Here is a 24,448-nt window from a genome sequence, read left to right as displayed (position 1 = left end):
TCATTCACTCCTCTGTTTTATATAAAGCTTAGAAACCTAAGACTTTTCATTTAATAAAAAAATATCCTTCCCAATTATAGGTTTTATCATCTTAAAAAACAAGAAGAACCGGGTCGTGTAACCCGGCTCAAACGTTTAATTACTTTTTGGAATTTCAAGGCGTGTTTTTTGTTTCACGTGAAACAGGAATTGTTACTCGCCAGGAGATGCTAGAACTTTCTTTATTTTCTTAGCGAACTCAGCTCTTGGCAGCATCACGCTATGTTGACACCCCATGCACTTAATCCTAATATCAGCACCCATTCGGATTACTTTCCAACGATTCGTTCCACATGGATGCTGTTTTTTCATTTCTACTTCATCGTGAAGTTGAAATTCTTTTTGCTGCATATTCAGCTCTCCCTTATTTATGTTCTTTTGGTAATGGTTCTTTTTGATACGTAACCATTTTTGGATATGGAATCTCGATCCCTGCTACTTCAAGCTCATGTTTTAACGTTTTACGAAGTTCACGAGCGATTTTAAAGTGAGTCATCGGAAGTACCTCTGCCGTAACACGAATCACTACTTCTGAAGCACCGAGCATTTGAACGCCTAATACTTCTGGTTCTTTGACCATCTCAGGATAGTTCGGCTTAGCATTCTTCACAACTTCTTGAATAATATTTTGAGCTTTATCGATATCCTCTTCATAAGCAATGCTCAAGTCAACGACCGCAATGCTATTATGAACAGAAAAATTAGTAACTTCTGTGATAGACGAATTCGGCAGGATATGCAATTCTCCTGTCCAGCTTTTAATTTTTGTCGTTCTTAATCCGATTTCTTCAACGGTTCCTTCAAAGTTTGTGATTCGTACCGTGTCTCCAACAGAGAACTGATTTTCGAAGATGATGAAAAAGCCGGTAATGATATCCTTCACAAGACTTTGGGCACCGAAACCGATCGCTAGACCAACCACTCCAGCTCCGGCAAGAATGGCTTTAATATCCACACCGAACTCCGTTAATATGGTTAAGATCGCCACAAAATAAATCACATAAGAAGCAACATTATCTAAGAGTCTAAAAAGAGTGTTCTCTCTTCTCTCACTTAAACGCAGAGGAGATTTCAATCGAACTTTAAATACATTAGCGATTGCTGCTTTTACAATATATTTAAAGATAATAGCGAGTATTATGATTCCTACGATCTTTAAGCTCGTAGTAGCAATGCCTGTCCACCATTCTTTATCGGAAAAAATCGTGACGGCTTTTTCTGCAGTTTCCGGTAAATTCGCACCTGCCAATGGGTCATCTTCCTCTCTTTGATTATGAAATTATTTAATCAGCTTTTGCCGAGAATATCAAATGTAATCGTGTGGTCTGCTTCTCGAAAAACTTCTAGAGTTACGAGTGCAGAGGAAACGGGTATAGACTTTAAACAAAAGTCTGTGATTATTGTATTCTACCATGTATAAGAAAAGGATTTCTTCCGTATACTAGTAGAACCATTATAAAGGAGAGGATGTCATGTTCCTCAAACGGAAGCTGGGATTAGGGAAACCCATTCAATATAAATTGCACCACGAAGACAAGGAAGCGATGCTCAGAATCACCGAACAAATTTTACCTATGCTTCCGGAATCAGCTCATCAGCCAGTTGTCGTTGTCTGTATAGGAACAGACAGATCGACTGGCGATGCATTAGGCCCTCTAGTTGGTACAAAGTTGCACAACAAAGATACATTCCCATTCTTTGTTTACGGCACACTAGATGATCCTGTTCATGCGGTAAATTTAGAAGAAAAGCTAAAGATGATCGCAACCGAGCATCCAGGTGCTTTTGTTATAGGAATTGATGCTTGCTTAGGTCGATTAAACCACGTTGGCATGGTTTCAATCAACGATGGACCTGTTAAACCAGGGGCTGGCGTTAACAAACAGCTGCCACCTGTTGGCGATATGCATATTACAGGCATCGTAAACGTCAGTGGTTTTATGGAGTACTTTGTCCTTCAAAACACACGACTCAGCATTGTGATGAAGATGGCTGATCTCATCGCTGATTCTCTTCATATGGCTTGTTTGCGTAAAAAGATTCAACAAAAAAACATGATGGCAAGCACCGAATCTCGTCCACAAGACATTTACAAAATTCAATAGCAAAAGCCGCTTCTAATATTAGAAGCGGCTTTTTTTGTTTACATCAATCCTTGAGAAAACGCTAAAATACTCTCCCATTTTTCAACGATAAAAACTAAAATCGTTGCGACGAGTAAACCTGGGAGAAGGTTTGCAACACGAATCTTAGCTATTCCAAGTAAATTAAGTCCGATCGCGACGATCATGATTCCACCCGTTCCTGTGATCTCGACGATTAGAGCATCCATTAATTCTTGAGATACGAAACGGTCGATCTGTGTGGCCATTAATGCGATTATTCCTTGATATAAAACGACAGGTATAGCAGAGAACATGACACCGATGCCGAGTGTTGAAGTAAACAGGATCGCACAGAATCCATCGATCAACGCTTTTGTATACAGAACATCATGCTGTTGTCTAAGACCGCTATCAAGAGCACCCACGATCGACATCGCTCCTACAACAAACACAAGCGTAGCCGTTACAAAGCCGGTAGCAACCGATCCCTTATCTTGTTTTCCGACCTTCGTCTCGAGCCACTTTCCGATCGCGTTCAATCTCTCTTCAAGATTCCACCACTCACCAAGAGCACCGCCGATCGCCAAGCTAGCGATTACGATTAAGAACTGCTCGCTCTTCAGACCCATTCCGATTCCCAAGATCGTAACAGCTAATGCCATCGCTTGTAAGATTGTATCTTTATACCGATCAGAGATATTCGTCCAAAATAATCCTAAAAAGCTTCCTGCAATAATTGCAATACCGTTAACTATCGTACCTAACAGTGACATTTTTTTATGCTCTCCTATCTAAGTAGGTCTTCACTAACCATTTAATGAGCTAGATTCAAGATGCTTACTTTCGTTTATACTTTAGCTTTAAAAGTGGTTGATCTCCGTTCCAGACGCTCCCTTCCCGCAGGAGTCTCGCATCTTGCACTCCAATCAACTTGACAATGGTGCATTTCAAAACACAAATTTAGAAACTGTTAAGCAAAACTCTTTTAGAAATAGTAAAAAAGAAAACCACCTTAGCGATGGTTTTCTGCTTACTTTTCTAACAGTTCTAAAATGCGTTCCAGGTCATCTTGTGAAAAGAATTCAATCTCAATCTTTCCTTTTCGTTTTGATTTCTTAATCGAAACTGAAGTACCAAAACGATCGCGTAAAGATGATTCTTTTTCTTGGAAGAAAACGTTCGCTGGGATTGTTTTTTTCTTTGTTCCACGTGAAACATTCATATTAATATCAGAGATCAACTTCTCAAGCTGTCTCACGTTTAAGTTTTCATTCATTACCCGGTCCACAACAAGCTGCATCTTCGTCTTTTTCTTAAGACCCAGCAATGCTCGTCCATGTCCCATTGATATTTGCCCGTTAGATAAGAGTTCAAGAACAGGTTTTGGAAGCTGAAGCAAACGAATGTGGTTTGCGATGTGAGGACGACTCTTTCCAACACGAGTGGCTAACTCTTCTTGCGTCAGTTTTAAGTGTTCCATCAGCTTCTGATACGCTTGAGCCTCTTCAACAGGATTGAGATCTTCACGCTGCAAGTTCTCAATAAGAGCAACTTCCATCATTTTTTGTTCGTCATAATCTTTTACGATTACAGGGATGACTTTCAATCCCGCTTCTGAAGCCGCACGGAACCGTCTTTCTCCTAGAACGATTTCAAACCCTTTAATACTTTTTCGGACAACAATGGGTTGAAGAATGCCATGTTCAATAATGGATTCTTTTAGTTCTTCAATGGCTTTTTGGTCAAACACTTTTCGGGGCTGATACGGATTTGGCCTTAGCTCTGATATACTGACTTCTTTAATCTGCTCTTCTTCCCCTGCTTCTGTTGGAGGAAAGAAGGCATGCAGCCCTTTACCTAACCCTTTCACCAATGCCGATCACTTCCTTCGCAAAATCTAAATAAACATCAGCACCTCGGGATTTTGGATCATAGATGATGATTGGTTTCCCGTGACTCGGCGCTTCAGATAGTCTAACGTTTCTTGGTATGATGGTTTCATACACTTTATCTTGAAAATATTTTTTTACTTCTTCAATGACTTGAATACCTAAGTTTGTACGTGCATCCAGCATGGTAAGCAGCACACCGTCAATCATCAGATCAGTATTTAAATGCTTTTGTACAAGTCGTACTGTGTTTAAAAGCTGACTTAAACCCTCTAGCGCGTAATACTCACACTGAACAGGTATGATGACTGAGTCAGAAGCTGTTAACGAGTTGATGGTAAGCAGCCCTAATGATGGCGGACAATCAATAATAATAAAATCATAATTGGAACTTACCTTTTCTAACGCTCTTTTTAACCGAACTTCTCGAGAGATCGTTGGTACGAGTTCGATCTCAGCTCCAGCAAGCTGTATCGTCGACGGGAGGATATGTAAACCTTCACAGATGGTCTCGACGATCACATCTTTTACTTCTACATCCTCGACGAGAACGTTGTAGATACATTGGTCGATATCCCCTTTATCTACACCCACTCCACTTGTTGCGTTCCCTTGAGGATCTATGTCTACGAGCAATACTTTTTTACCGAAATATGCTAAGCATGCACCAAGGTTGACCGACGTAGTCGTTTTCCCGACTCCGCCTTTCTGGTTGGCTACTGCAATGGTCTTGGCCACGTTGTCACCTACCTCACTTAAAAACATTCATTATCTATTATTCTATCATGAAGAAAATAAAATGACGTACGGAATTATAGAAAAAAGTATTTTTAGCTGAATTATTTTGCAAATTATATCGTTGAAGACTAAAGACAAAAAGTTTATGCTTTTGCATTTAAGTTATTCTTTTCTTCATTGACAGTTGATTGGAGTGGAAGGTGCGAGACTCCTGCGGGACAAGCGGTCAGGTGAGACACTTAATGGCGCATAGCGGCAAGTGGCTCACCGCCTGCCCCGCGGAAAGCGAGCGTCCTGAAACGGAGATCAACCATACTTTCAAAAGCGACAAAGAGTTCTAAAACAACAAAAAAACCACCAGCTCCAACTCAAGCTGATGGCCTTCTCTTTATTTCTTAGGTATGCGAATCGTGAACTGATAGAACTCCTCATGCTCTTCTTCTTCTGTATCGATAGATAGTCCGCTTTGCACGACCATGTCAACCGATTGTCTTACCGTATTGATCGCTAGTCGCATATCCTTGCTATACGATTTACGGCGTGACTGAGGTTTCTTTTCTGCTGTTTCAGATTCGATCATTCGTTTTACACGTTCTTCCGTCTGCTTCACATTCAATTGCTTTTCAATGATCTCTTGAAGAACGGCCTCCATCTTTTCAGGAGATTTCAAAACGATCAATGCACGAGCATGACGTTCTGTCACTTTTTTCTGCAAAAGGGCATCTTGAATAGACTGCGGAAGCTTTAACAGACGCAGCTTGTTCGCTATCGTAGACTGACCTTTTCCTAATTTTTGAGCAAGGCCTTCTTGTGTAAGTCCGTGCAATTCTAGAAGCTTAGCATATGCCATCGCTTCTTCGATAGCTGTTAACTCTTCTCGCTGAAGGTTCTCAATAAGTGCAACAGAAGCCGTTTGCGAGTCGTCCATCTCTTTAATGATCGCAGGAATCTTTTCCCACCCAAGCTTTTGGACAGCACGCCACCTACGTTCGCCCGCGATCAGCTCGTATTTGTCGTCGCCTATACCTCGAACAACGATGGGCTGAATGATTCCGTGAGCTTCAATCGTCTGTGATAACTCTTCGATTCGTTCATCTATAAAAACCGTACGAGGCTGAAACCGGTTAGGTATGATTCTTTGAACCGGAAGTTGAAGTACTTCTTCGTTGTCGTTTTTTTCAGCTGGTTCTGGATCTAAGGTTTGCTGGCTCTTTTCGCCGATGCCGAATAAACGTGAAAAAGGATGCTTCATGCGAATACACCACCTTTTGTAATCTGCCTGTTAACTAATTCTTCTCTCTAGTTCAATAATCCTGCAAGTCTGTAAAAATCTTTCTTTTATGTAACAGCTGTGTTTCACATAGAAACACAGCCTAAGATTACGAAATAGGAGATTTATTTGGCGTTCCTGGTTTACGCGGAAATTTCTTTGGTGTTTCTTTTACTTTATCAATAACAATGATATTACGTTCGCTCTCTTCGATCGGTAATACGAACGAATGAATATCTTTTATTTTACCGCCTAAAAGTTTGACTGCTTTTTCTCCGTCTCTCACTTCCTCAGGAAGGTTAGCACCTTTCATACCTAAGAAGTGTCCACCAATTTTTACGAGTGGTAAGCAGAGTTCAGATAGTACAGATAGTCTAGCAACCGCACGAGCCGTCACAAGGTCGAACGTCTGTCTAAATTCCGGACGGTGAGCAAATGTTTCTGCACGATCATGATAAAGAGACACTTCTTGTAAACCAAGTTCATCTACTACGTGCTGCAAAAATCCAATGCGTTTATTTAGGGAATCAACCACCGTTAGTTTGATTTCTGGAAACGCGATCTTCAGTGGTATAGCTGGAAATCCCGCTCCAGCTCCAACATCGCACACCGTGATGTCTTGATTAAAATCAAAATAAAAACCTGCTGTCACAGAATCATAAAAGTGTTTCAAATACACTTCTTCTTTTTCTGTGATCGCTGTAAGATTCATTTTTTCGTTCCACTCAACGAGCAGGTTATAATACGTTCCAAACTGTGAAAGCTGCTTTTCAGATAATTCGACTCCCTTTTCTTTTAAGGAAGTTTGAAACAAATCGATATTCATAATTTTCACGTTCCCCCTCAACGGGCGATCTTCGCCAGTTTACCTTGTTCGAGATAGATCAACAGAATCGAGATATCTGCTGGGTTTACCCCTGATACACGTGATGCCTGCCCGACAGAAAGAGGCCGAACTTCGTGAAGTTTTTGTTTTGCTTCTGTCGCTAGTCCATTGATTGCCATGTAATCAAGATCTACCGGAAGCTTTTTGTTTTCCATCTTACGCATCTTTTCAACTTGTGCGAGCTGCTTATCGATATATCCCGCATATTTTACCTGAATCTCAACCTGCTCCATCACTGTCTCTGGCAATGCTGTTTCAGCTGGTACCAGTTTATGAATGACCGGATAAGTGATCTCAGGACGCTTTAACAAGCTAGCTGCTGACATTGGTTCTTTTAATGGAGTCGATTGTGACTCTGCAAGAACTTGCTGGACGATTTCACTCGGTTTGATCGAAACATGCTCAAGTCGATCTATTTCCTGCGCAATTAATGCTTTCTTCTCTTCAAAGCGTTCGTAACGATCTTCTGGTATCAGTCCGATTTCATGACCTTTTTTCGTTAAGCGCAGATCTGCGTTATCATGTCTTAACAATAAACGGTACTCTGCACGCGATGTTAGAAGGCGATACGGTTCGTTCGTTCCTTTTGTGATCAAGTCGTCGATCAAAACTCCGATGTACGCTTCTGAACGATCAAGCACAAGAGGCTCTTTATCTTGAACTTTTAACGCTGCGTTGATTCCCGCCATGAGTCCTTGTCCCGCTGCTTCTTCATATCCGCTCGTACCGTTCAGCTGTCCTGCTGTAAATAGACCGTTCACACGCTTTGTCTCAAGAGATGGCCAAAGTTGTGTAGGCACGATCGCATCATACTCGATCGCATATCCTGCACGCATCAGCTCTGCTTTTTCAAGACCAGGAATCGTTGCTAAGATTCGTTTCTGTACATCTTCCGGAAGACTCGTAGAAAGACCTTGAACGTATACTTCTTCTGTGTTGCGTCCTTCAGGCTCTAAGAAGATCTGATGTCTTGGCTTATCATTGAATCGTACGATCTTATCCTCGATCGATGGACAATATCTCGGTCCAGTACCTTCGATCATGCCTGAATACATCGGTGAACGATGAAGGTTTCCGTTGATCAACTGATGCGTTTCTTCACCAGTATACGTTAACCAGCATGGAAGCTGATCTGTGATGTACTCGGTTGTTTCATAAGAGAAAGCACGAGGCACATCGTCACCAGGCTGAATTTCTGTTTTTGAATAATCAATCGTCTTGCTGTTAACACGCGGTGGTGTACCTGTCTTGAAACGTACCATATCAAAGCCTAACTCTTGCAGATGATATGACAAGTTGATAGAAGGAGCCATGTTGTTCGGGCCGCTCTCATAAGCAAGCTCTCCGATGATGATCTTCCCTCTTAAGTACGTTCCTGTAGTAAGTACGACCGCTTTTGCCGCGTACTCAGCTCCTGTTTTTGTAATAACCCCTCTACATTCACCGTCTTCGATGATCAGACGCTCTACCATCCCTTGACGCAACGTGAGGTTTTCTGTGTTTTCCATCGTTTTTTTCATTTCATGCTGATACAGGTATTTATCCGCTTGCGCGCGCAGCGCGCGTACCGCTGGACCTTTTCCTGTGTTTAGCATACGCATTTGAATATGTGTCTTGTCGATGTTGCGTGCCATCTCTCCGCCAAGTGCATCGACTTCACGAACGACGATCCCTTTAGCCGGTCCACCTACTGACGGATTACACGGCATATAGGCAACTGTATCTAGGTTCAGTGTTAAACATAATGTTTTAGCGCCCATACGTGCAGAAGCAAGTGCCGCTTCAACACCGGCATGTCCAGCACCGACTACGATCACATCAAACGTATCTGCTTTATATCCCATCGTTTTTTCCTCCTTTTTTTATTTTCCTAAACAAAATTGAGAGAACAATTGGTCGATCAGACTCTCTGAAACCGTGTCTCCTACGATTTCTCCGAGTATCTCCCAAGCTCTTGTAATATCGATCTGTACCATATCTATAGGTAGATCCGCTTCAATACCACCGAGTGCTTCATCGATATGATGAATCGTCTGCTGCAGAAGTGCGATGTGCCTAGAGTTGGATACGTATGTTAAGTCTTGCGCTTCAATTCCGCCTGCAAAGAACAGGTTTGCGATTGCTTGTTCTAGTTCATCTATTCCCTCTTCTTTTACTAAAGAGGTTGAGATCACAGGTGAATTCTCTGCAAGTTCTTTAATTCGGTTCATATCTACTTTCATTTCAAGATCTGTTTTATTAATAATAACGATCTTATCGAGTCCTGCAGCTGCACGGAACAAGTTCTCATCTTCATGTGAGAGCACTTCATTCCCGTTAATAACAAGCAGAATGAGATCTGCTTCTTTTAATACTTTACGTGATTTTTCAACACCAATCTTTTCCACGATATCTTCAGTCTCACGAATTCCCGCTGTATCAACTAATCGTAACGGCACGCCTCTAACGTTCACATACTCCTCGATAACGTCACGTGTCGTTCCGGCTATATCTGTAACGATCGCTTTATTCTCATGAACGAGTGCATTCATGAGTGATGACTTTCCTACATTCGGTCTTCCGATGATCGCCGTAGACAATCCTTCGCGAAGGATCTTACCTTGGCTTGCGGTTTGTAAAATTGATTCTACTTCTTTTTTTACAGTGAGAAGGTTGTTATTCAACAGAGAATGAGTCATCTCTTCTGCGTCATACTCTGGATAATCGATGTTCACTTCTACATGTGCGATCGTTTCTAGTAAAGTTTGTCTAAGACGCATAACGAGTGATGATAAACGGCCTTCCATTTGGTTGAGGGCAACGTTCATCGCACGGTCTGTCTTCGCTCGGATCAAATCCATTACGGCTTCCGCTTGAGAAAGATCGATCCTGCCGTTTAAGAATGCTCGCTTTGTAAATTCTCCTGGTTCTGCTAAGCGCGCTCCCTGCTGAAGAATCAATTGAAGGACTCTATTTACAGAAACTAACCCTCCATGACAGTTGATCTCAACAACATCTTCCCGCGTGAACGTACGCGGTGCAAGCATCACGCTAATCATTACTTCTTCTACCGCTTGATCGAGTTTCGGATCGATCAATTTTCCGTAATGAATCGTGTGTGTATCAACTTCAGCGAGACGTTTTGTCCCACTGTATACTTTATCTGCAATGGCAACTGCGTCAGGTCCGCTCAAACGGACAATCGCGATTGCTCCTTCTCCCATAGGAGTAGAGATCGCTGTTATCGTGTCAAATTCCATTGTTGTTTCACCTCGGCTTTCCTCTTTCTTACGCTCTATATAAATTACCTTTAGTATGGCCTTAAATACGTACTGCGATAAGGTTCTAGTAAAAATGGACATAAATATCCACAATAAAAAATAGTGTATCGCATAAAGTGCTCACAGTAAAGAAAACGAGGCTGAAATCAAGCTAAAAAACAACCTTAAATGTGCTCCCATGACCAACTATAATACGGTGCTTATCATAATTTGATGAACGCAAACAAAAAGCTTCAGAGGATAAACCTCTGAAGCTTTTTTATCTTTTGCTTGAGGATGTCGGGCGGATTACCACCTTACGAAAAGGTTCAACCCCTTCAGACGTAGTCTCAACATCTCTGTTTTCTTTGAGTGCTAAATGAATCACTTTTCTTTCGTTAGCAGGCATCGGCTCAAAAGCAAAGCTTTTCTTCGTGAAAAACACCTTTTGGGCAGAATGCTCAGCTAATCGCTCGAGTGATTCCTGTCTTCTGGTACGATAGTTTTCAGCATCAAGCACAATTTTAACATGCTTGCTTGCAGGATCAGAGTTTGCAACCATATTCGTTAAAAGCTGTAGCGCATTAAGCGTTTGTCCACGTTTTCCAATTAAAATCGCAATTTTGTCACCGGATAAATCCAGCACAAGATGATCATTTTCCTGTCGCTGTGTGATGGTAACGGGCACTCCCATTTTGGATGTAACATCCTCGAGGTAGTCGATCGCGGATTTAACAGGATCAGCTTTCACTGTTACTTCAACAACTGCTGGCTTCCCGCCAAGTCCAAAGAAACCTTTTTTGGAATCTTCTAGAACGGATATCTCTACTTGATCTTTTGAAGTCTGAAGTTGTTCTAGTGCTGCTGCTACTGCTTCTTCAACCGTTTTCCCTGTTACCTGTACCTTTTTCACTTTTTAGCTCCCCCATCAACTTGGTTTTCTTTCTTTTTCATTGGGGTCGTAATGAAATATGTCTGTCCAATCATGAATATATTACCGATCACCCAATATAGAGATAGTGCAGCTGGGAAATTAATCGCAAATACAACGATCATTACAGGCATGATGTATAAAAGCATCTTCATCTGCGGATTTGGATTATCCATTCCGCCCATCATGATCTTTTGTTGTAAGAATGTCGTTAAACCGGCTACTAACGGTAAGATATAAAATGGATCCGGATCTCCTAAATCAAACCAAAGGAAATTATGGTTCGCGATTTCACCCGTACGCATGATCGCGTGGTAAAATCCTAAAAGAATCGGCATTTGAATTAATAAAGGTAAACAACCAGCAAGCGGATTAACTCCGTTCTTCTGGAATAAAGCCATCGTTTCTTGCTGTAATTTCTGTTGTGTGTTCGCATCTTTCGACTTGTACTTTTCACGTAGCTTTTGAATTTCAGGCTGAATTTCTTGCATCGCTTTAGAACTGCGTGTTTGCTTAATCATTAACGGAAGAAGCGCAGTACGGATGATCAATGTTACGATAATGATCGCTAATCCGTAGTTTTCACCAGTTAGGGTAGCAAAGTATGTGATCAACCATGATAACGGATATACAAAATATGTGTCCCAAATTCCCGTTCTGTCTTCTGTGATGGGATCCATCGTTCCACATCCTGATAGGACAGCCATGAGTGCGAAAAGGGCAATCAGTAAACCTATTTTCTTACGCAAACTCTTATCCTCCTTAAAATCATAAATCTTATCTCAATTATTTATTGTCTCTTTTTTCAGGCACGAGGTCAACGCCTCCGGGATGAAAAGGATGGCACTTTGAAATTCTGACAATAGTTAGCCACATTCCTTTAAATACACCGTGACGCCTGAAAGCTTCTATACCGTAATGCGAGCAAGTCGGATAAAAGCGGCATGAAGGCGGTGTTAGCGGAGAAATCCAAAGCTGGTAAAAACGAATAATCCCTATAAATAAGGACCTCATTTTTCTTACACCCTCTTTTTTAATACGTTTGCTCTGTTCAAAACATGAAGCAGACTTTTTTCCATCTCGTGAAAGTCCATGTTAGCAGTAGGTATTCTCGCGATAACCACGTAATCCCTGCCTGAAAGAAGCTGTTCACTATATTTATGGAAGATTTCTTTAACCGATCGTTTAATTCTGTTTCTCGTAACGGCTTTTCCAACTTTTTTGCTGACAGAAAGACCGATTCGAAAAACAGGCTGATCTTCTTTTCTTAAACTGTATATTACAAATTGGCGATTAGCCGTTGATTTTCCTTTTTTGAAGACTTCTTGAAATTCCTCATTTTTTTTGATGCGCTGTTCTTTCTTCATTCATTTAACACTCCATCAATTATGCAATCTCATTCCAAAGTCTTTTTGTTGCGATCATCACCCAGTATCGGCCTGTTTTCTTCATATAAAACCTTTAACTTCGAAAAAACGACCTCGTACAGAAAACACTGACTCGGAGTGAGCAAAATTCTCTCTATAAAAGTAAAAAAAGACCACTGATGTCAGTGGCCTATGCGGATAACACTTTTCTTCCCTTTTGACGACGGCGAGCTAGAACTTTACGACCGTTCTTAGTAGCCATACGTGCACGGAAACCATGTACCTTCTTACGCTTACGGTTGTTTGGTTGAAATGTAGGTTTCATGTATATTACACCTCCCTGAGGATATCTCTTATAAAAGACAGTCTAATAAAGTATAATGACTGACCCATAAATTTGTCAAGTTGGATTTTAAGTTTGTGTTTATTTGCAAGTTTTTTGCCTTTGAATGCCTTTGAAAGTGGAAGCTCTCTGTTTCGAAATGCTAGTGAAGTTCTTGAAAGTAGTTGATTTCCATTCCAGGCTGCTCGCTTTTTGCGGGGCAGGCGGTGAGCCACTTGCCGCTTTGCGCCCTTAAGTGTCACACCTGACCGCTTGTCCTGCAGGAGTCTCGCACCTTCCACTCCAATCAACAAACCAACGAAGTAAATATAAAAACAAAACACTCTTTTAAAATCAACACAAAGTTTGCAGAGCTTACGATCCACTGCAGCTTCCCAATTATCACAGGACAACAATAGCTCCATATAATCCTTCTACAAGCTTCACCAAAATCTTCATGACCTAACCTGTGGACATCTTTTTCGACATGATTTTCATTATCCACACCAATTATCGACACGTTTTACACAAAATCTAGTGTTGTGGACAACTTTTCTACACAAGGTATGGGCGTTGTGGATAAGTAACAATAACTCGTTGCCAAGCCTGATTATTTTTGATATGCTAGTTGTGTTTTAACTCGTTAACAACCTGCACCGCTAATAAAGTTATTCACAACCTGTGGATAAACTTGTGGACAGGTTTTAAAAGCTGTTATAAAGGTTGTCCACAGACAAGGTTTTACTGTTCATAATCCTATTATCTACTATATTAATTATCATTCACATAAGGTGTGGACTTTTTATTTTTATTCATAGGTATTCACTGGGTGTACAATTCTTATACAACAGGGAAATGACTGCTAAAATAGGATGATTCGAAAGAGATAAGGGGGGTAAATTGGTTGGAAAACATAAACGACCTATGGTCCAAAGCACTTGCTGCGATCGAAACAAAAGTCAGTAAGCCTAGCTTTGAGACTTGGTTAAAATCAACAACGGCTCATGCATTACAAAATGATACGCTCGTAATTACTGCGCCAAATGAGTTTGCCCGTGACTGGCTGGAATCCAGATATGCAGGTATCATTTCAGAGACGCTTCTAGACGTAACAGGAGCAGCGCTTGACGTAAAGTTCATCATTCCACAAAATCAGACAGAACTAGACCTAGATCTGGAACTTTCCATGAAAAAAGCCCCAAAAGCAGCAAATGAGCCTCACGAAGAAGTTTCCCAAAGTATGTTGAATCCGAAATATACGTTTGACCGATTCGTTATCGGTTCTGGAAACCGTTTTGCTCATGCCGCTTCATTAGCTGTTGCTGAAGCACCTGCAAAAGCTTATAATCCGCTATTTATTTACGGGGGCGTTGGTTTAGGAAAAACGCATCTTATGCATGCGATCGGCCATTATGTATTGGAACATAATCCTGGGGCTAAGGTTGTTTACCTGTCTTCAGAAAAATTTACGAACGAGTTCATCAACTCGATTCGTGACAATAAAACAGTTGAGTTTCGCAACAAATTTCGCAGTGTGGACGTGCTTTTAATAGATGATATTCAGTTCCTTGCAGGAAAAGAACAAACCCAAGAGGAATTTTTCCATACGTTTAACGCACTTCATGAAGAAAGTAAGCAGATTGTCATCTCTAGTGATCGACCTCCAAAGGAGATTCCGACATTAGAAGACAGACTTCGTTCTCGCTTTGAATGGGGACTTATTACGGATATCACACCTCCTGACTTAGAAACACGTATTGCAATTCTGCGGAAAAAAGCGAAAGCAGAAGGCCTTGATATTCCAAACGAAGTAATGCTTTATATCGCTAATCAGATTGATACGAACATTAGAGAGTTAGAAGGTGCACTCATTCGTGTTGTTGCTTATTCTTCTCTCATCAACCAAGATATGAATGCAGATCTTGCAGCAGAAGCACTTCGCGACATTATTCCTTCTGCAAAGCCAAGAACTTTGACGATTCACCATATACAAGAAGTAGTTGGCAAGCATTACAATGTGAAGCTAGAAGATTTCACAGCAAAGAAACGAACAAAATCTGTAGCTTTTCCTAGGCAGATCGCGATGTATCTTTCTCGTGAACTAACCGATAATTCTTTACCTAAGATCGGTGAGGAATTTGGAGGTCGCGACCATACAACGGTCCTTCATGCTCATGAAAAGATCTCTACTATGCTGATTACGGATCATGTTTTACAAAGAAAAGTGCAAGAAATTCACGATCAGCTGAAATCGAATTAAATAAGTAGCACTGAATACTGTGAATAACTGCAGTCACTTTATACACAGTCTGTCCACATGTGGATAGGCTGTCCTATCTTTGTTTTCTAGGGTTATCCACACATTCACAGCGCCTAGTACTATTACTACTATTTTTTTAAAAGATTTTAATAAATATCAGGGGGGGCAAAATAATGAAAGTTAATATTCAATTAAACCAGTTGATCGAAGCTGTTCAAGATGTAATGAAAGCTGTATCTTCAAGAACAACAATACCGATTCTGACAGGGATCAAAATGGAAGTAACCTATGACGGTGTTCATCTGACTGGTAGTGATTCTGATATTTCCATTGAACGACTGATACCGGTTGAAGAAGGAGATCTTGTACATATCGAAGTGAAACAAGAAGGAAGCGTAGTACTTCCAGCTCGTTATTTTTCAGAGATCGTTAAAAAACTTCCGAATGATTCTGTTGAGATTGAAGTAGGTGAGCGTTTTGAAACGACTCTTCGTTCAGGCGCTTCTGAATTCAGCCTTTTAGGATTAGACCCTGAAGAATACCCGAGATTACCTCAAATCGAAGAGAACTTAGTGTTTGAGATTCAAAGTGATCTTCTAAAAGCAATGATTCGTCAAACTGTCTTTGCGGTGTCCACCTCAGAAACACGCCCTATCCTAACTGGTGTTAACTGGACGTTAACTGATGGTGTTCTAAACTGTATTGCAACAGATAGTCATCGTTTGGCTGAACGTAAAATGCCGATCGATTCTCAAAGTGAAGAACTTTCCTTCCAGAACGTCGTCATTCCTGGAAAGAGTTTGAACGAACTTTCAAAAATTCTGGATGAGAATGCTGAAAAAGTTCAAATCGTTGTAACGAACAATCAGATCTTGTTCAAAGCAAAAAATATCTTATTGTTCTCAAGACTATTGGACGGTAACTATCCGGATACATCTAAATTGATTCCTTCAGAGAGCAAAACAACATTTGTTCTGAAGACAAAAGAATTCTTACAAGCGATCGACCGTGCTTCTTTATTAGCAAGAGAAGGAAGAAACAACGTCGTGAAGCTAGCAACACTCGATAACCAAACAATCGAACTCTCATCAAATTCTCCAGAAATCGGTAAAGTATTTGAACATATGATCGCAGAGGAGATTGAAGGAGAAGAGCTAAAGATCTCATTCAACGCAAAATATGTGATGGAAGCTCTAAAAGTTATGGATTGCACAGAGATCAGCATCCTGTTCACAGGGGCGATGAGACCGTTTCTTATCCAACCCGTATCAGACGATTCGATCCGACAATTAATTCTGCCTGTAAGAACTTACTAAAATATAAAGCTGCCGGAATCACCGGTGGCTTTCTTTTCTTTCTAAGTCCAACGTTTTTTGGAGAAACTAGTAAGAGCGACATGTTTTTACTAATATTTTCACTAACAGATTTTTGGATTTTAATTTTGAATTTTTGTTTATTTCACATCATCGAATATTGATCGGAGTGGAAGGTGCGAGACTCCTGCGGGACAAGCGGTCAGGTGAGACACTTAATGGCGCATAGCGGCAAGTGGCTCACCGCCTGCCCCGCGGAAAGCGAGCAACCTGGAACGGAGATCAATCTTTCATAAAACAACCAGGAGGTTTTTTAAAAATGGAAAACGTAAAGATCAACACCGAATTCATCACCCTTCAACAACTGTTGAAAACTACCGATGTCATCCAATCGGGAGGAATGGTAAAATGGTATTTAGCAGAACATGAAGTTCTTGTGAACGGAGAACATGAAACACGCCGAGGTAAGAAACTATATGCGGGTGATGTCGTGTCCATTCCAGAAGTAGGAGAGTTTAAGGTAACAACGGAATAGGGGGTATCCCTTTGCATATCGAAAAGCTTCAGCTTAGGAATTACAGAAACTATAAAGATCAGTCTCTGGAGTTCGAGAATAAAGTCAATGTTTTTCTAGGTGAGAATGCACAAGGAAAAACAAATGTTATGGAATCAATCTATGTTTTGGCCATGGCACGATCATATCGAACAGCAAAAGATAAAGAGTTGATATCTTGGGACGAAGAATATGCTAAAATAGAGGGTAGCATCAAAAAGAGAAACAGTTCTTTTGATTTAAGTCTCGTCATCTCACAAAAAGGAAAAAAAGCGAAAATCAGCCGTATCGAACAACGCCGGTTAACCGATTACGTTGGACATCTAAATGTGGTTATGTTTGCACCTGAGGATCTTAATCTTGTAAAAGGCAGTCCACAGGTGCGTCGTCGTTTTATCGATATGGAAATCGGCCAAGTTAACGCAGTTTATTTAAATGACCTTTCTGTGTACCAAAAGATTTTGTCTCAGCGAAACTCTTTATTAAGAGAGATGTATCGCAACAAAAGTCAGCAGAACATGACGATGCTCGAGATCTTAACCGAACAGCTTATTGATAAAGCAGCCAGAGTAACGTTGAAACGCATGAAATACATGGAGAAGCTTCAAAGTTGGGCAGAACCGATCCATCATGGAATATCCAGAGGGTTGGAAACTTTAAAAATTCATTACAAACCAACTATAGAGGTATGTGATGAGCTCGACTTGTCGAAAATGATAGAAGCGTTTCATCTGAAGTTTGGTAAAATAAAAGAAAAAGAGATTGAACGAGGAACTTCCTTATTTGGTCCTCATCGGGACGATCTGCTTTTTTCAGTGAACGGAAAAGACGTGCAGACATTCGGATCTCAAGGACAACAGAGAACGACTGCTCTTTCTTTGAAGCTCGCTGAGATCGATCTGATTTATTCAGAAGTCGGGGAATACCCGATCCTATTGTTGGACGATGTGTTATCTGAACTAGACGATTTCAGACAATCACATCTTTTAAATACGATTCAAGGTAAAGTACAAACCTTTGTTACAACGACTAGTGTGGAAGGGATACACCACGAAACACTCGAGAAAGCCGCAACTTACAAGGTTCATGCAGGCTCTATAGAACGTTTGAAATGAGGTGAGGACATTGCTTTTGCATTTAGGTGATGAAGAAGTCATTCATTCAAAAGATGTGCTGGCGATATTGGATATCAATGCGTTAAAGGCTTCTGAGTTAGCTTTAGAGTTTCTTAAAAAGCATGAGAACAATCAGACATTGACCGATTTAAGCGGAAATGCTGCTAAATCCGTAATCATTACAGATAAAACGATCTATCTATCTCCTCTTTCTGCCTCTACGTTAAAAAAGAGAGCCTCTGATCGCCTCGAACTTGAAAATGGCTGGAATATAAAATAAAGGTTTTATAAATAAAGCGTTTTTAAACCGGAATGAAGGTGAACGAATTGACGACTGAACAACAGTTAGAACAACAGCAAAACTATGATGAAAGTAATATCCAGGTACTCGAAGGTCTTGAAGCCGTCCGTAAACGTCCAGGGATGTATATCGGTGCTACGAACGTACGCGGTCTTCACCATCTAGTATGGGAGATCGTCGATAACTCAATCGATGAAGCTTTAGCAGGTTATTGTGACACGATTCGAATTACGATCGAAGAAGATAACAGCATCACAGTAGAAGATAACGGACGCGGGATCCCTGTAGGTATGCATGAAAAGATGGGAAGACCAGCTCTAGAAGTTATCATGACGGTTCTCCATGCCGGAGGAAAATTTGGCGGTGGAGGTTACAAAGTATCAGGCGGACTGCATGGTGTTGGTGCCTCAGTAGTTAACGCTTTGTCCACGATGCTTGAAGTAACCGTATCTCGTGATGGAAAGTTGCATTATCAGTCTTACGAGCGCGGCGTGCCGACTGCAGATCTGAAAGTTATCGGCGAAACAGACAAGACAGGTACTCGTACTCACTTCAAACCAGACCCTGAAATTTTTACTGAATCATTAGAATATGATTTCCCTACACTCTCAAACCGTATTCGTGAACTTGCATACTTGAACCGTGGTCTTCGTATTATTGCTGAAGACAAGCGTGAAGAAGAGCCGGTTGTAAAGGAATACCACTATGAAGGCGGGATTAAATCTTATGTAGAGCACATCAACCGTACGCGTGAAGTGCTGCATGAAGAACCGATCTTTGTTGAAGGGGAAAAGGACGGCATCTCGGTTGAGATCGCATTCCAATACAACGACAGCTACGCAAGTAACATCTATTCGTTTGCGAACAACATCAATACACATGAAGGCGGTACGCACGAGTCAGGGTTCAAAACAGCTCTTACACGTGTGATCAACGATTATGGCCGTAAGAACAATCTGTTCAAAGACAACGATACGAACTTAACGGGTGAAGACGTTCGTGAAGGTCTGACAGCGATCATCTCGATCAAACACCCTGATCCTCAGTTCGAAGGGCAAACGAAAACCAAGCTCGGAAACTCTGAAGCAAGACAGATCACAGAATCCATCTTCTCAGAGACGTTTTCATCCTTCATGCTAGAGAATCCGGTCGTTGCGAAATCAATCGTTGAAAAAGGGATGATGGCACTGCGAGCGCGTGTTGCTGCTAAAAAAGCACGTGAACTAACACGACGTAAGAGTGCGTTAGAAGTATCATCGTTACCTGGTAAACTTGCAGACTGTTCTTCAAAAGATGCAAGCATCTCAGAGATCTATGTGGTTGAGGGTGACTCTGCCGGTGGATCGGCTAAGCAAGGACGTGACCGTCATTTCCAAGCGATCTTGCCACTTCGCGGTAAGATCATCAACGTTGAAAAAGCACGACTTGATAAGATTCTATCCAATAACGAGGTTCGTGCGATCATCACGGCTTTAGGAACAGGAATCGGTGATGAGTTCGATATTACGAAAGCTCGTTATCATAAGATCATCATCATGACAGATGCCGATGTCGATGGTGCACATATCCGTACGTTGCTTCTAACGTTCTTTTTCAGATATATGCGTCCGATCATTGAGCACGGCTATATCTATATCGCACAGCCACCGCTTTACAAAATACAGCAAGGTAAGCGTATCGAGTATGCCTATAACGATAAAGAGCTTGAAAAATTGCTGGCTGAACTTCCGCAAGTTCCAAAGCCGCAGCTTCAGCGTTATAAGGGTCTTGGAGAGATGAACCCATCTCAGTTATGGGAAACGACAATGGATCCTGAGACTCGTACATTACTACAGGTTGAAATGAAAGATGCGATGGCAGCTGATGAAACTTTCGATATCTTAATGGGCGACAAAGTTGAACCGCGCCGTGATTTCATCCAAGAAAACGCACAATATGTGACGAACTTAGATATTTAAGTAAGGCACGCCTGCGGTAAGCAGTTACTTTAAAGTAAATAATCATATAAAATGCTTAGTGGTTAACGCCGCGAAAGCTGAACATAAAAGATACTGAAGCTGGACAAGGTCCAGTTTCGGTGCGTTTAAGCGCCAAATTAGGGGGCTTTAAAAACCTGTTCTAAAGAGGTTATGGAGGTAAAATTAATGTCTGAAATGGAACGTTCCCGGATTAAAGAAATTAATATTAGTACGGAAATGAAAGCATCATTCATGGATTATGCTATGAGTGTTATTGTCAGCCGAGCTTTGCCAGATGTGCGTGACGGATTAAAGCCTGTTCACAGACGTATTCTTTATGCGATGAACGACCTTGGTATGACGGCTGATAAAGCATACAAAAAATCTGCTCGTATCGTTGGGGAAGTAATCGGTAAGTATCACCCACACGGTGACTCTGCTGTATACGACACGATGGTTCGTATGGCACAGGATTTCAACTTCCGCCACATGCTGATCGACGGTCATGGTAACTTTGGTTCGGTCGATGGCGATGCAGCGGCAGCGATGCGTTACACAGAAGCTCGTATGTCTAAGATTGCCATGGAAATGGTGCGTGACATCAACAAAGACACGATCGGTTACAAAGATAACTATGATGGATCTGAACAAGAACCGGTTGTATTACCTGCTCGTTTCCCGAACTTGCTCGTTAACGGTGCTGCGGGGATCGCGGTTGGTATGGCGACGAACATTCCGCCGCATCAATTAGGTGAAGTTATCGACGGTATCTTAGCAGTGAGTGAAAATCCGGATATCACGATTCCTGAACTGATGGAAATTATCCCAGGCCCAGACTTTCCAACAGCAGGTGAAATTCTAGGACGTGAAGGAATTCGCAAAGCGTACACAACTGGAAGAGGCTCTATCATTATCCGCGCAAAAGCAGAAATCGAAGAGATGCCTAGCGGAAAACAAGCGATTATCGTAACGGAACTTCCTTATCAAGTAAACAAAGCACGTTTGATCGAAAAGATCGCTGAGCTCGTTCGTGATAAAAAGATCGAGGGTATCACGGATCTTCGTGATGAGTCTGACCGTAATGGTATGCGCATCGTGATGGAGATACGCCGTGATGCGAATGCAAATGTTATCTTAAATAATTTATATAAACAGACAGCTCTACAGACAAGCTTTGGTATCAATATGCTTGCACTTGTTGATGGACATCCAAAAGTTCTTAACATCAAAGAATGTTTGTACCATTATCTGAAGCATCAGCAAGTCATCATCCGTCGCCGTACGGAATTTGATCTTAAAAAAGCAGAAGCAAGAGCTCATATCTTAGAAGGTCTTCGTATCGCACTAGATCATCTGGATGAAGTTATTGCACTCATACGTGGATCCAGAACAACGGATCTTGCGCGTGAAGGCTTAATGGAAAAGTTTGAACTAAGCTACGAGCAATCTCAAGCTATCTTAGATATGAGATTGCAGCGTTTAACAGGTTTAGAGCGAGACAAAATCGAGAACGAATACAACGATCTGGTTGCTTTAATTACAGAATTGAGAGCGATTCTTGCAGATGAACAAAGAATTCTTGAGATTATTCGTACAGAGCTTATAGAGATTAAAGAAAAGTACGACAACCCTAGACGTACGATCATCTCTGTAGGATTTAACAGTATTGAAGACGAAGATCTGATTCCTCGTTCAAACATCGTTATTACATTAACGAACAAAGGCTACATTAAGCGCCTTCCTATCTCTACTTACCGTTCACAGCGTCGTGGTGGTAAAGGAATCCAAGGAATGGGCACGAGTGAGGATGACTTTGTTGAACAGCTGTTTACGACAAATACACACAACTATATCCTGTTCTTCACTAATAAAGGGAAGGCTTATAGGCTAAAAGGCTACGAGATTCCTGAATACGGAAGAACAGCAAAAGGTATTCCGATCATCAACTTACTGCAGATCGAGCAAGGTGAAACGATCTCTGCTGTCATTCCGGTAGAAGATATGGAAAGTGATGAGATCTACCTGAACTTCATGACGAAGCAAGGAATTACAAAACGTTCTCCGTTATCAGCTTATAGCAACATCCGTAAAGGTGGTCTTTTCGCGATCAACCTTCGTGAAGAAGATGAGTTGATGGGTGTTCGTTTAACAGATGGAACAAAAGATATCATAGTCGGAACGAAGCAAGGGATGTCGATCCGTTATCAAGAGACTGACGTTCGATCAATGGGTAGAACAGCAACAGGTGTTAAAGCTATCACTCTCGGCGATGACGATGCGGTTGTAGGTATGGAAGTCTTAGATGAGACACAAGATATCTTGATCGTTACAGACCGAGGTTACGGAAAACGTACACCTATGAGCGAATACCGTCTTCAATCACGTGGTGGTAAAGGGATCAAAACGGTAAACATCACTGAAAAGAACGGTCCGGTTGTTACGCTTAAGACTGTAACAGATGAAGAAGACCTCATGATCATTACAGCAAAAGGAATCATCATTCGTATGAACATCTCAGGCATTTCCCAAATGGGACGAAACACTCAAGGTGTTAGGTTGATGACCATGAATGATACGAATCACGTAGCAACAGTAGCTGTTGTAGAACGTGAAGAAGAAACGGATGAGTTGCTGGATGAGGAAGGTAATCCAATCATTACAGAAGGTGAAGAAGGTATAGCACCTGCTGCAGAAACGAAAGCTTCAGAAACAGATACAAACGAAGAGAATAACGAATAATTTCTAAAAAGAGGAAAATGAATCTACATTTTCCTCTTTTTTATATGTAAAATAAAATTATGACCTTCCAAATAAAAGGAGCTTTTTGTATGAGGATAAAAACGAGTCAAGCTAAGACCGGACAGATGCTGGTTCAGGATGTATTCTCGATGACTAATCAGCCGATCGTCAATAAAAACACGAGATTGAATAATGAGCATCTGCGCGTACTTACTCGTTTTCAGATCAATGAGATAGATGTTTTGAACGAATCAGCGTCAGGTGTGAACACAACACGTCAAGTAAAAGATTCACTGAATAATAGAAGTGATGCGAGAATATCTGAAGAACAAATACATACTCAAACGCCTGAAAAAGAAGAGCTTTCTTTTCCAGCGCTGTACATGCAAACGGTAAAACGTTATAAACAATTGTTTACAAACTGGCAATCTGGCAGTCCTGTCGATATGCTTGAAGTACGGCAAAGTGTTCTACCTGTATTAGAGAAAGGATCGAGTGTACCGAAAGAGATCCTGCTGCTGCACCACTACGCTACGAGTGCTGATTATATGTATCATCATTCAATAGCTGTAGGCATCTTAAGCACGTTCTTAGCTAAAAAGTTAAACTTCTCTAGCGGAGACTGTATACAGATCGGTCTAGCGGGAGTGCTGTCCGATTGCGGCATGGCAAAAGTACAGCCTACATTACTTAAGAAGAGCGGGTCATTAACGACAGCTGAATTTGATGAAGTGAAGAAGCACACGATTCAAGGCTACAATATGCTGAAAAAGATTCCCTCTATTAAAGAAGGTGTCCTTCTCGGTGTTCTTCAACATCACGAACGAACAGATGGATCAGGTTATCCCCTAAAAGTAAAAGGAAATAAGCTTCATCCATTCAGTAAAGTTCTAGCAGTAGCAGATGTTTACTTAGCTATGACTGCCGAACGACCTTACCGAAGCAAGCAGTCTCCTTTTAAAGTGCTGGAGATGATGATGAAAGATCAGTTTGGGAAATTTGATCATCAAGTTATGCAAGCTATGATAGCTGGTCTTTCCACTCTATCAGTGGGCAGCCGTGTTAGACTTACAAACTATGATATCGGTGAGATCGTGTTTATAGAAGAAAGCCAACCGACACGACCGATGATCAAGTTAGAAACAAACGGTGATATCATCGCGCTTAAAAACCGGAACGACATCTTTATAGAAGAGCTTCTATCCTAGGATAGAAGTTTTTTTAATTTAGGTATTGCCATGGGTTGGCAACCGTGGTAAACTAATCAAGCTGTCTCAGAAACAGCACAATATAAACTGTTAGCACGATGAAATGTTTCACAATGAAATGTTTTTGAAAAAAAGTTAAAGAAAGCTATTGACTCTAGTGCTTCAGCGTGATATATTATTAAAGTCGCCAAAACAAAACGGCGCACGAAACAAAC

The 24,448-nt window shown here is 41.2% G+C and carries 24 protein-coding genes; 9 read left to right on the top strand and 15 right to left on the bottom strand.

Annotated features, from left to right (window positions below):
* Positions 1-192 precede the first annotated feature (192 nt).
* Together HU823_RS05595 and HU823_RS05590 are read right to left on the bottom strand one after the other, a co-directional pair.
* Positions 193-390 carry a DUF951 domain-containing protein gene (locus tag HU823_RS05595; protein ID WP_137791311.1) on the bottom strand — a complete coding sequence of 66 codons (198 nt, stop codon included), beginning with the start codon at positions 388-390 and terminating at the stop codon, positions 193-195.
* Between the two features lie 13 nt (positions 391-403).
* On the bottom strand, positions 404-1,288 hold the full coding sequence (locus HU823_RS05590) for a mechanosensitive ion channel family protein (RefSeq protein ID WP_231607313.1): 885 nt from the start codon (positions 1,286-1,288) through the stop codon (positions 404-406).
* Between the two features lie 223 nt (positions 1,289-1,511).
* Between HU823_RS05590 and yyaC the strand changes: the two genes are divergently transcribed.
* On the top strand, positions 1,512-2,144 hold the full coding sequence (gene yyaC, locus HU823_RS05585; protein ID WP_144696566.1) for a spore protease YyaC: 633 nt from the start codon (positions 1,512-1,514) through the stop codon (positions 2,142-2,144).
* A gap of 38 nt (positions 2,145-2,182) precedes the next feature.
* On the opposite strand, the gene HU823_RS05580 is transcribed toward yyaC, so the two are convergent.
* The 13 genes from HU823_RS05580 to HU823_RS05520 all read right to left on the bottom strand — a co-directional run bounded on the left by HU823_RS05580 (position 2,183) and on the right by HU823_RS05520 (position 13,211).
* Positions 2,183-2,917, bottom strand: a complete 735-nt coding sequence (locus HU823_RS05580) for a DUF554 domain-containing protein (RefSeq protein ID WP_197221405.1) — start codon at positions 2,915-2,917, stop codon at positions 2,183-2,185.
* A gap of 257 nt (positions 2,918-3,174) precedes the next feature.
* Entirely contained in the window at positions 3,175-4,017 is an 843-nt protein-coding gene (locus HU823_RS05575) for a ParB/RepB/Spo0J family partition protein (protein WP_197221404.1), read from the bottom strand.
* Positions 3,998-4,771 carry a ParA family protein gene (locus tag HU823_RS05570; protein WP_191755486.1) on the bottom strand — a complete coding sequence of 258 codons (774 nt, stop codon included), beginning with the start codon at positions 4,769-4,771 and terminating at the stop codon, positions 3,998-4,000. The genes HU823_RS05575 and HU823_RS05570 overlap by 20 nt, the downstream gene beginning before the upstream one ends.
* Before the next feature lie 388 nt (positions 4,772-5,159).
* Positions 5,160-6,023 carry a nucleoid occlusion protein gene (gene noc / locus HU823_RS05565; protein ID WP_066399545.1) on the bottom strand — a complete coding sequence of 288 codons (864 nt, stop codon included), beginning with the start codon at positions 6,021-6,023 and terminating at the stop codon, positions 5,160-5,162.
* Positions 6,024-6,150: 127 nt separating this feature from the next.
* The gene (rsmG, locus tag HU823_RS05560; RefSeq protein ID WP_197221403.1) at positions 6,151-6,867 is read right to left on the bottom strand and encodes a 16S rRNA (guanine(527)-N(7))-methyltransferase RsmG; all 717 of its coding nucleotides are present in this window, start codon (positions 6,865-6,867) and stop codon (positions 6,151-6,153) included.
* A 17-nt stretch (positions 6,868-6,884) separates the two neighbouring features.
* Positions 6,885-8,771, bottom strand: coding sequence for a tRNA uridine-5-carboxymethylaminomethyl(34) synthesis enzyme MnmG (gene mnmG, locus HU823_RS05555; protein WP_197221402.1), 1,887 nt, complete (start codon positions 8,769-8,771; stop codon positions 6,885-6,887).
* Positions 8,772-8,789: 18 nt separating this feature from the next.
* Positions 8,790-10,166, bottom strand: coding sequence for a tRNA uridine-5-carboxymethylaminomethyl(34) synthesis GTPase MnmE (mnmE, locus tag HU823_RS05550; protein ID WP_197221401.1), 1,377 nt, complete (start codon positions 10,164-10,166; stop codon positions 8,790-8,792).
* 280 nt (positions 10,167-10,446) lie between these two features.
* Positions 10,447-11,079, bottom strand: a complete 633-nt coding sequence (gene jag, locus HU823_RS05545; RefSeq protein ID WP_066399554.1) for an RNA-binding cell elongation regulator Jag/EloR — start codon at positions 11,077-11,079, stop codon at positions 10,447-10,449.
* Positions 11,076-11,846 carry a YidC family membrane integrase SpoIIIJ gene (spoIIIJ, locus tag HU823_RS05540; protein WP_137791320.1) on the bottom strand — a complete coding sequence of 257 codons (771 nt, stop codon included), beginning with the start codon at positions 11,844-11,846 and terminating at the stop codon, positions 11,076-11,078. The genes jag and spoIIIJ overlap by 4 nt, the downstream gene beginning before the upstream one ends.
* A gap of 37 nt (positions 11,847-11,883) precedes the next feature.
* A complete protein-coding gene (gene yidD / locus HU823_RS05535) occupies positions 11,884-12,111 on the bottom strand; it encodes a membrane protein insertion efficiency factor YidD (RefSeq protein ID WP_137791321.1) in 228 nt (75 codons plus the stop codon).
* A 5-nt stretch (positions 12,112-12,116) separates the two neighbouring features.
* Complete coding sequence (gene rnpA / locus HU823_RS05530; protein ID WP_066399560.1) at positions 12,117-12,464, bottom strand: ribonuclease P protein component; 348 nt, start codon at positions 12,462-12,464, stop codon at positions 12,117-12,119.
* Positions 12,465-12,654: 190 nt separating this feature from the next.
* Positions 12,655-12,789: a 50S ribosomal protein L34 gene (gene rpmH / locus HU823_RS05525; protein WP_007201576.1), complete on the bottom strand. Its 135-nt coding sequence runs from the start codon at positions 12,787-12,789 to the stop codon at positions 12,655-12,657.
* Between the two features lie 5 nt (positions 12,790-12,794).
* Positions 12,795-13,211, bottom strand: coding sequence for a hypothetical protein (locus HU823_RS05520; protein ID WP_197221400.1), 417 nt, complete (start codon positions 13,209-13,211; stop codon positions 12,795-12,797).
* Between the two features lie 479 nt (positions 13,212-13,690).
* On the opposite strand from HU823_RS05520, the gene dnaA reads away from it, so the two are divergent.
* From dnaA to HU823_RS05480, 8 genes are all read left to right on the top strand, one after another.
* Positions 13,691-15,046, top strand: coding sequence for a chromosomal replication initiator protein DnaA (dnaA, locus tag HU823_RS05515; protein ID WP_066399562.1), 1,356 nt, complete (start codon positions 13,691-13,693; stop codon positions 15,044-15,046).
* 173 nt (positions 15,047-15,219) lie between these two features.
* The gene (gene dnaN / locus HU823_RS05510; protein ID WP_197221399.1) at positions 15,220-16,362 is read left to right on the top strand and encodes a DNA polymerase III subunit beta; all 1,143 of its coding nucleotides are present in this window, start codon (positions 15,220-15,222) and stop codon (positions 16,360-16,362) included.
* Between the two features lie 316 nt (positions 16,363-16,678).
* The gene (gene yaaA / locus HU823_RS05505; RefSeq protein ID WP_066399568.1) at positions 16,679-16,894 is read left to right on the top strand and encodes a S4 domain-containing protein YaaA; all 216 of its coding nucleotides are present in this window, start codon (positions 16,679-16,681) and stop codon (positions 16,892-16,894) included.
* A gap of 11 nt (positions 16,895-16,905) precedes the next feature.
* Positions 16,906-18,027, top strand: a complete 1,122-nt coding sequence (gene recF, locus HU823_RS05500) for a DNA replication/repair protein RecF (RefSeq protein ID WP_197221398.1) — start codon at positions 16,906-16,908, stop codon at positions 18,025-18,027.
* Positions 18,028-18,037: 10 nt separating this feature from the next.
* Positions 18,038-18,307 (top strand): extracellular matrix regulator RemB, encoded by a 270-nt coding sequence (gene remB, locus HU823_RS05495; RefSeq protein ID WP_066399572.1) that lies wholly within the window; start codon positions 18,038-18,040, stop codon positions 18,305-18,307.
* Positions 18,308-18,339: 32 nt separating this feature from the next.
* A complete protein-coding gene (gene gyrB, locus HU823_RS05490) occupies positions 18,340-20,286 on the top strand; it encodes a DNA topoisomerase (ATP-hydrolyzing) subunit B (protein WP_144696549.1) in 1,947 nt (648 codons plus the stop codon).
* Between the two features lie 186 nt (positions 20,287-20,472).
* A complete protein-coding gene (gene gyrA / locus HU823_RS05485; RefSeq protein ID WP_197221397.1) occupies positions 20,473-23,025 on the top strand; it encodes a DNA gyrase subunit A in 2,553 nt (850 codons plus the stop codon).
* Between the two features lie 89 nt (positions 23,026-23,114).
* On the top strand, positions 23,115-24,233 hold the full coding sequence (locus tag HU823_RS05480) for an HD-GYP domain-containing protein (protein ID WP_197221396.1): 1,119 nt from the start codon (positions 23,115-23,117) through the stop codon (positions 24,231-24,233).
* The last annotated feature ends 215 nt before the right edge of the window (positions 24,234-24,448 follow it).

It is taken from the genome of Fictibacillus sp. 18YEL24, from assembly GCF_015903855.1.
Taxonomy (GTDB): Bacteria; Bacillota; Bacilli; order Bacillales; family Fictibacillaceae; genus Fictibacillus; species Fictibacillus phosphorivorans_C.
The sequence above is the reverse complement of the archived record's forward strand: the minus strand, read 5'-3'. Positions and strand labels throughout refer to the sequence as shown.

What these genes read in the sequence shown, in the direction of transcription:
- HU823_RS05595 (WP_137791311.1), bottom strand. Translation starts at nt 390, where the DNA reads ATGCAGCAAAAAGAATTTCAACTTCACGATGAAGTAGAAATGAAAAAA.
- yyaC (WP_144696566.1), top strand. Translation starts at nt 1,512, where the DNA reads ATGTTCCTCAAACGGAAGCTGGGATTAGGGAAACCCATTCAATATAAA.
- dnaN (WP_197221399.1), top strand. Translation starts at nt 15,220, where the DNA reads ATGAAAGTTAATATTCAATTAAACCAGTTGATCGAAGCTGTTCAAGAT.
- mnmE (WP_197221401.1), bottom strand. Translation starts at nt 10,166, where the DNA reads ATGGAATTTGACACGATAACAGCGATCTCTACTCCTATGGGAGAAGGA.
- HU823_RS05480 (WP_197221396.1), top strand. Translation starts at nt 23,115, where the DNA reads ATGAGGATAAAAACGAGTCAAGCTAAGACCGGACAGATGCTGGTTCAG.
- rnpA (WP_066399560.1), bottom strand. Translation starts at nt 12,464, where the DNA reads ATGAAGAAAGAACAGCGCATCAAAAAAAATGAGGAATTTCAAGAAGTC.
- yidD (WP_137791321.1), bottom strand. Translation starts at nt 12,111, where the DNA reads ATGAGGTCCTTATTTATAGGGATTATTCGTTTTTACCAGCTTTGGATT.
- yaaA (WP_066399568.1), top strand. Translation starts at nt 16,679, where the DNA reads ATGGAAAACGTAAAGATCAACACCGAATTCATCACCCTTCAACAACTG.
- mnmG (WP_197221402.1), bottom strand. Translation starts at nt 8,771, where the DNA reads ATGGGATATAAAGCAGATACGTTTGATGTGATCGTAGTCGGTGCTGGA.
- HU823_RS05580 (WP_197221405.1), bottom strand. Translation starts at nt 2,917, where the DNA reads ATGTCACTGTTAGGTACGATAGTTAACGGTATTGCAATTATTGCAGGA.
- rsmG (WP_197221403.1), bottom strand. Translation starts at nt 6,867, where the DNA reads ATGAATATCGATTTGTTTCAAACTTCCTTAAAAGAAAAGGGAGTCGAA.
- gyrB (WP_144696549.1), top strand. Translation starts at nt 18,340, where the DNA reads ATGAAGGTGAACGAATTGACGACTGAACAACAGTTAGAACAACAGCAA.
- rpmH (WP_007201576.1), bottom strand. Translation starts at nt 12,789, where the DNA reads ATGAAACCTACATTTCAACCAAACAACCGTAAGCGTAAGAAGGTACAT.
- noc (WP_066399545.1), bottom strand. Translation starts at nt 6,023, where the DNA reads ATGAAGCATCCTTTTTCACGTTTATTCGGCATCGGCGAAAAGAGCCAG.
- gyrA (WP_197221397.1), top strand. Translation starts at nt 20,473, where the DNA reads ATGTCTGAAATGGAACGTTCCCGGATTAAAGAAATTAATATTAGTACG.
- HU823_RS05520 (WP_197221400.1), bottom strand. Translation starts at nt 13,211, where the DNA reads ATGGAGCTATTGTTGTCCTGTGATAATTGGGAAGCTGCAGTGGATCGT.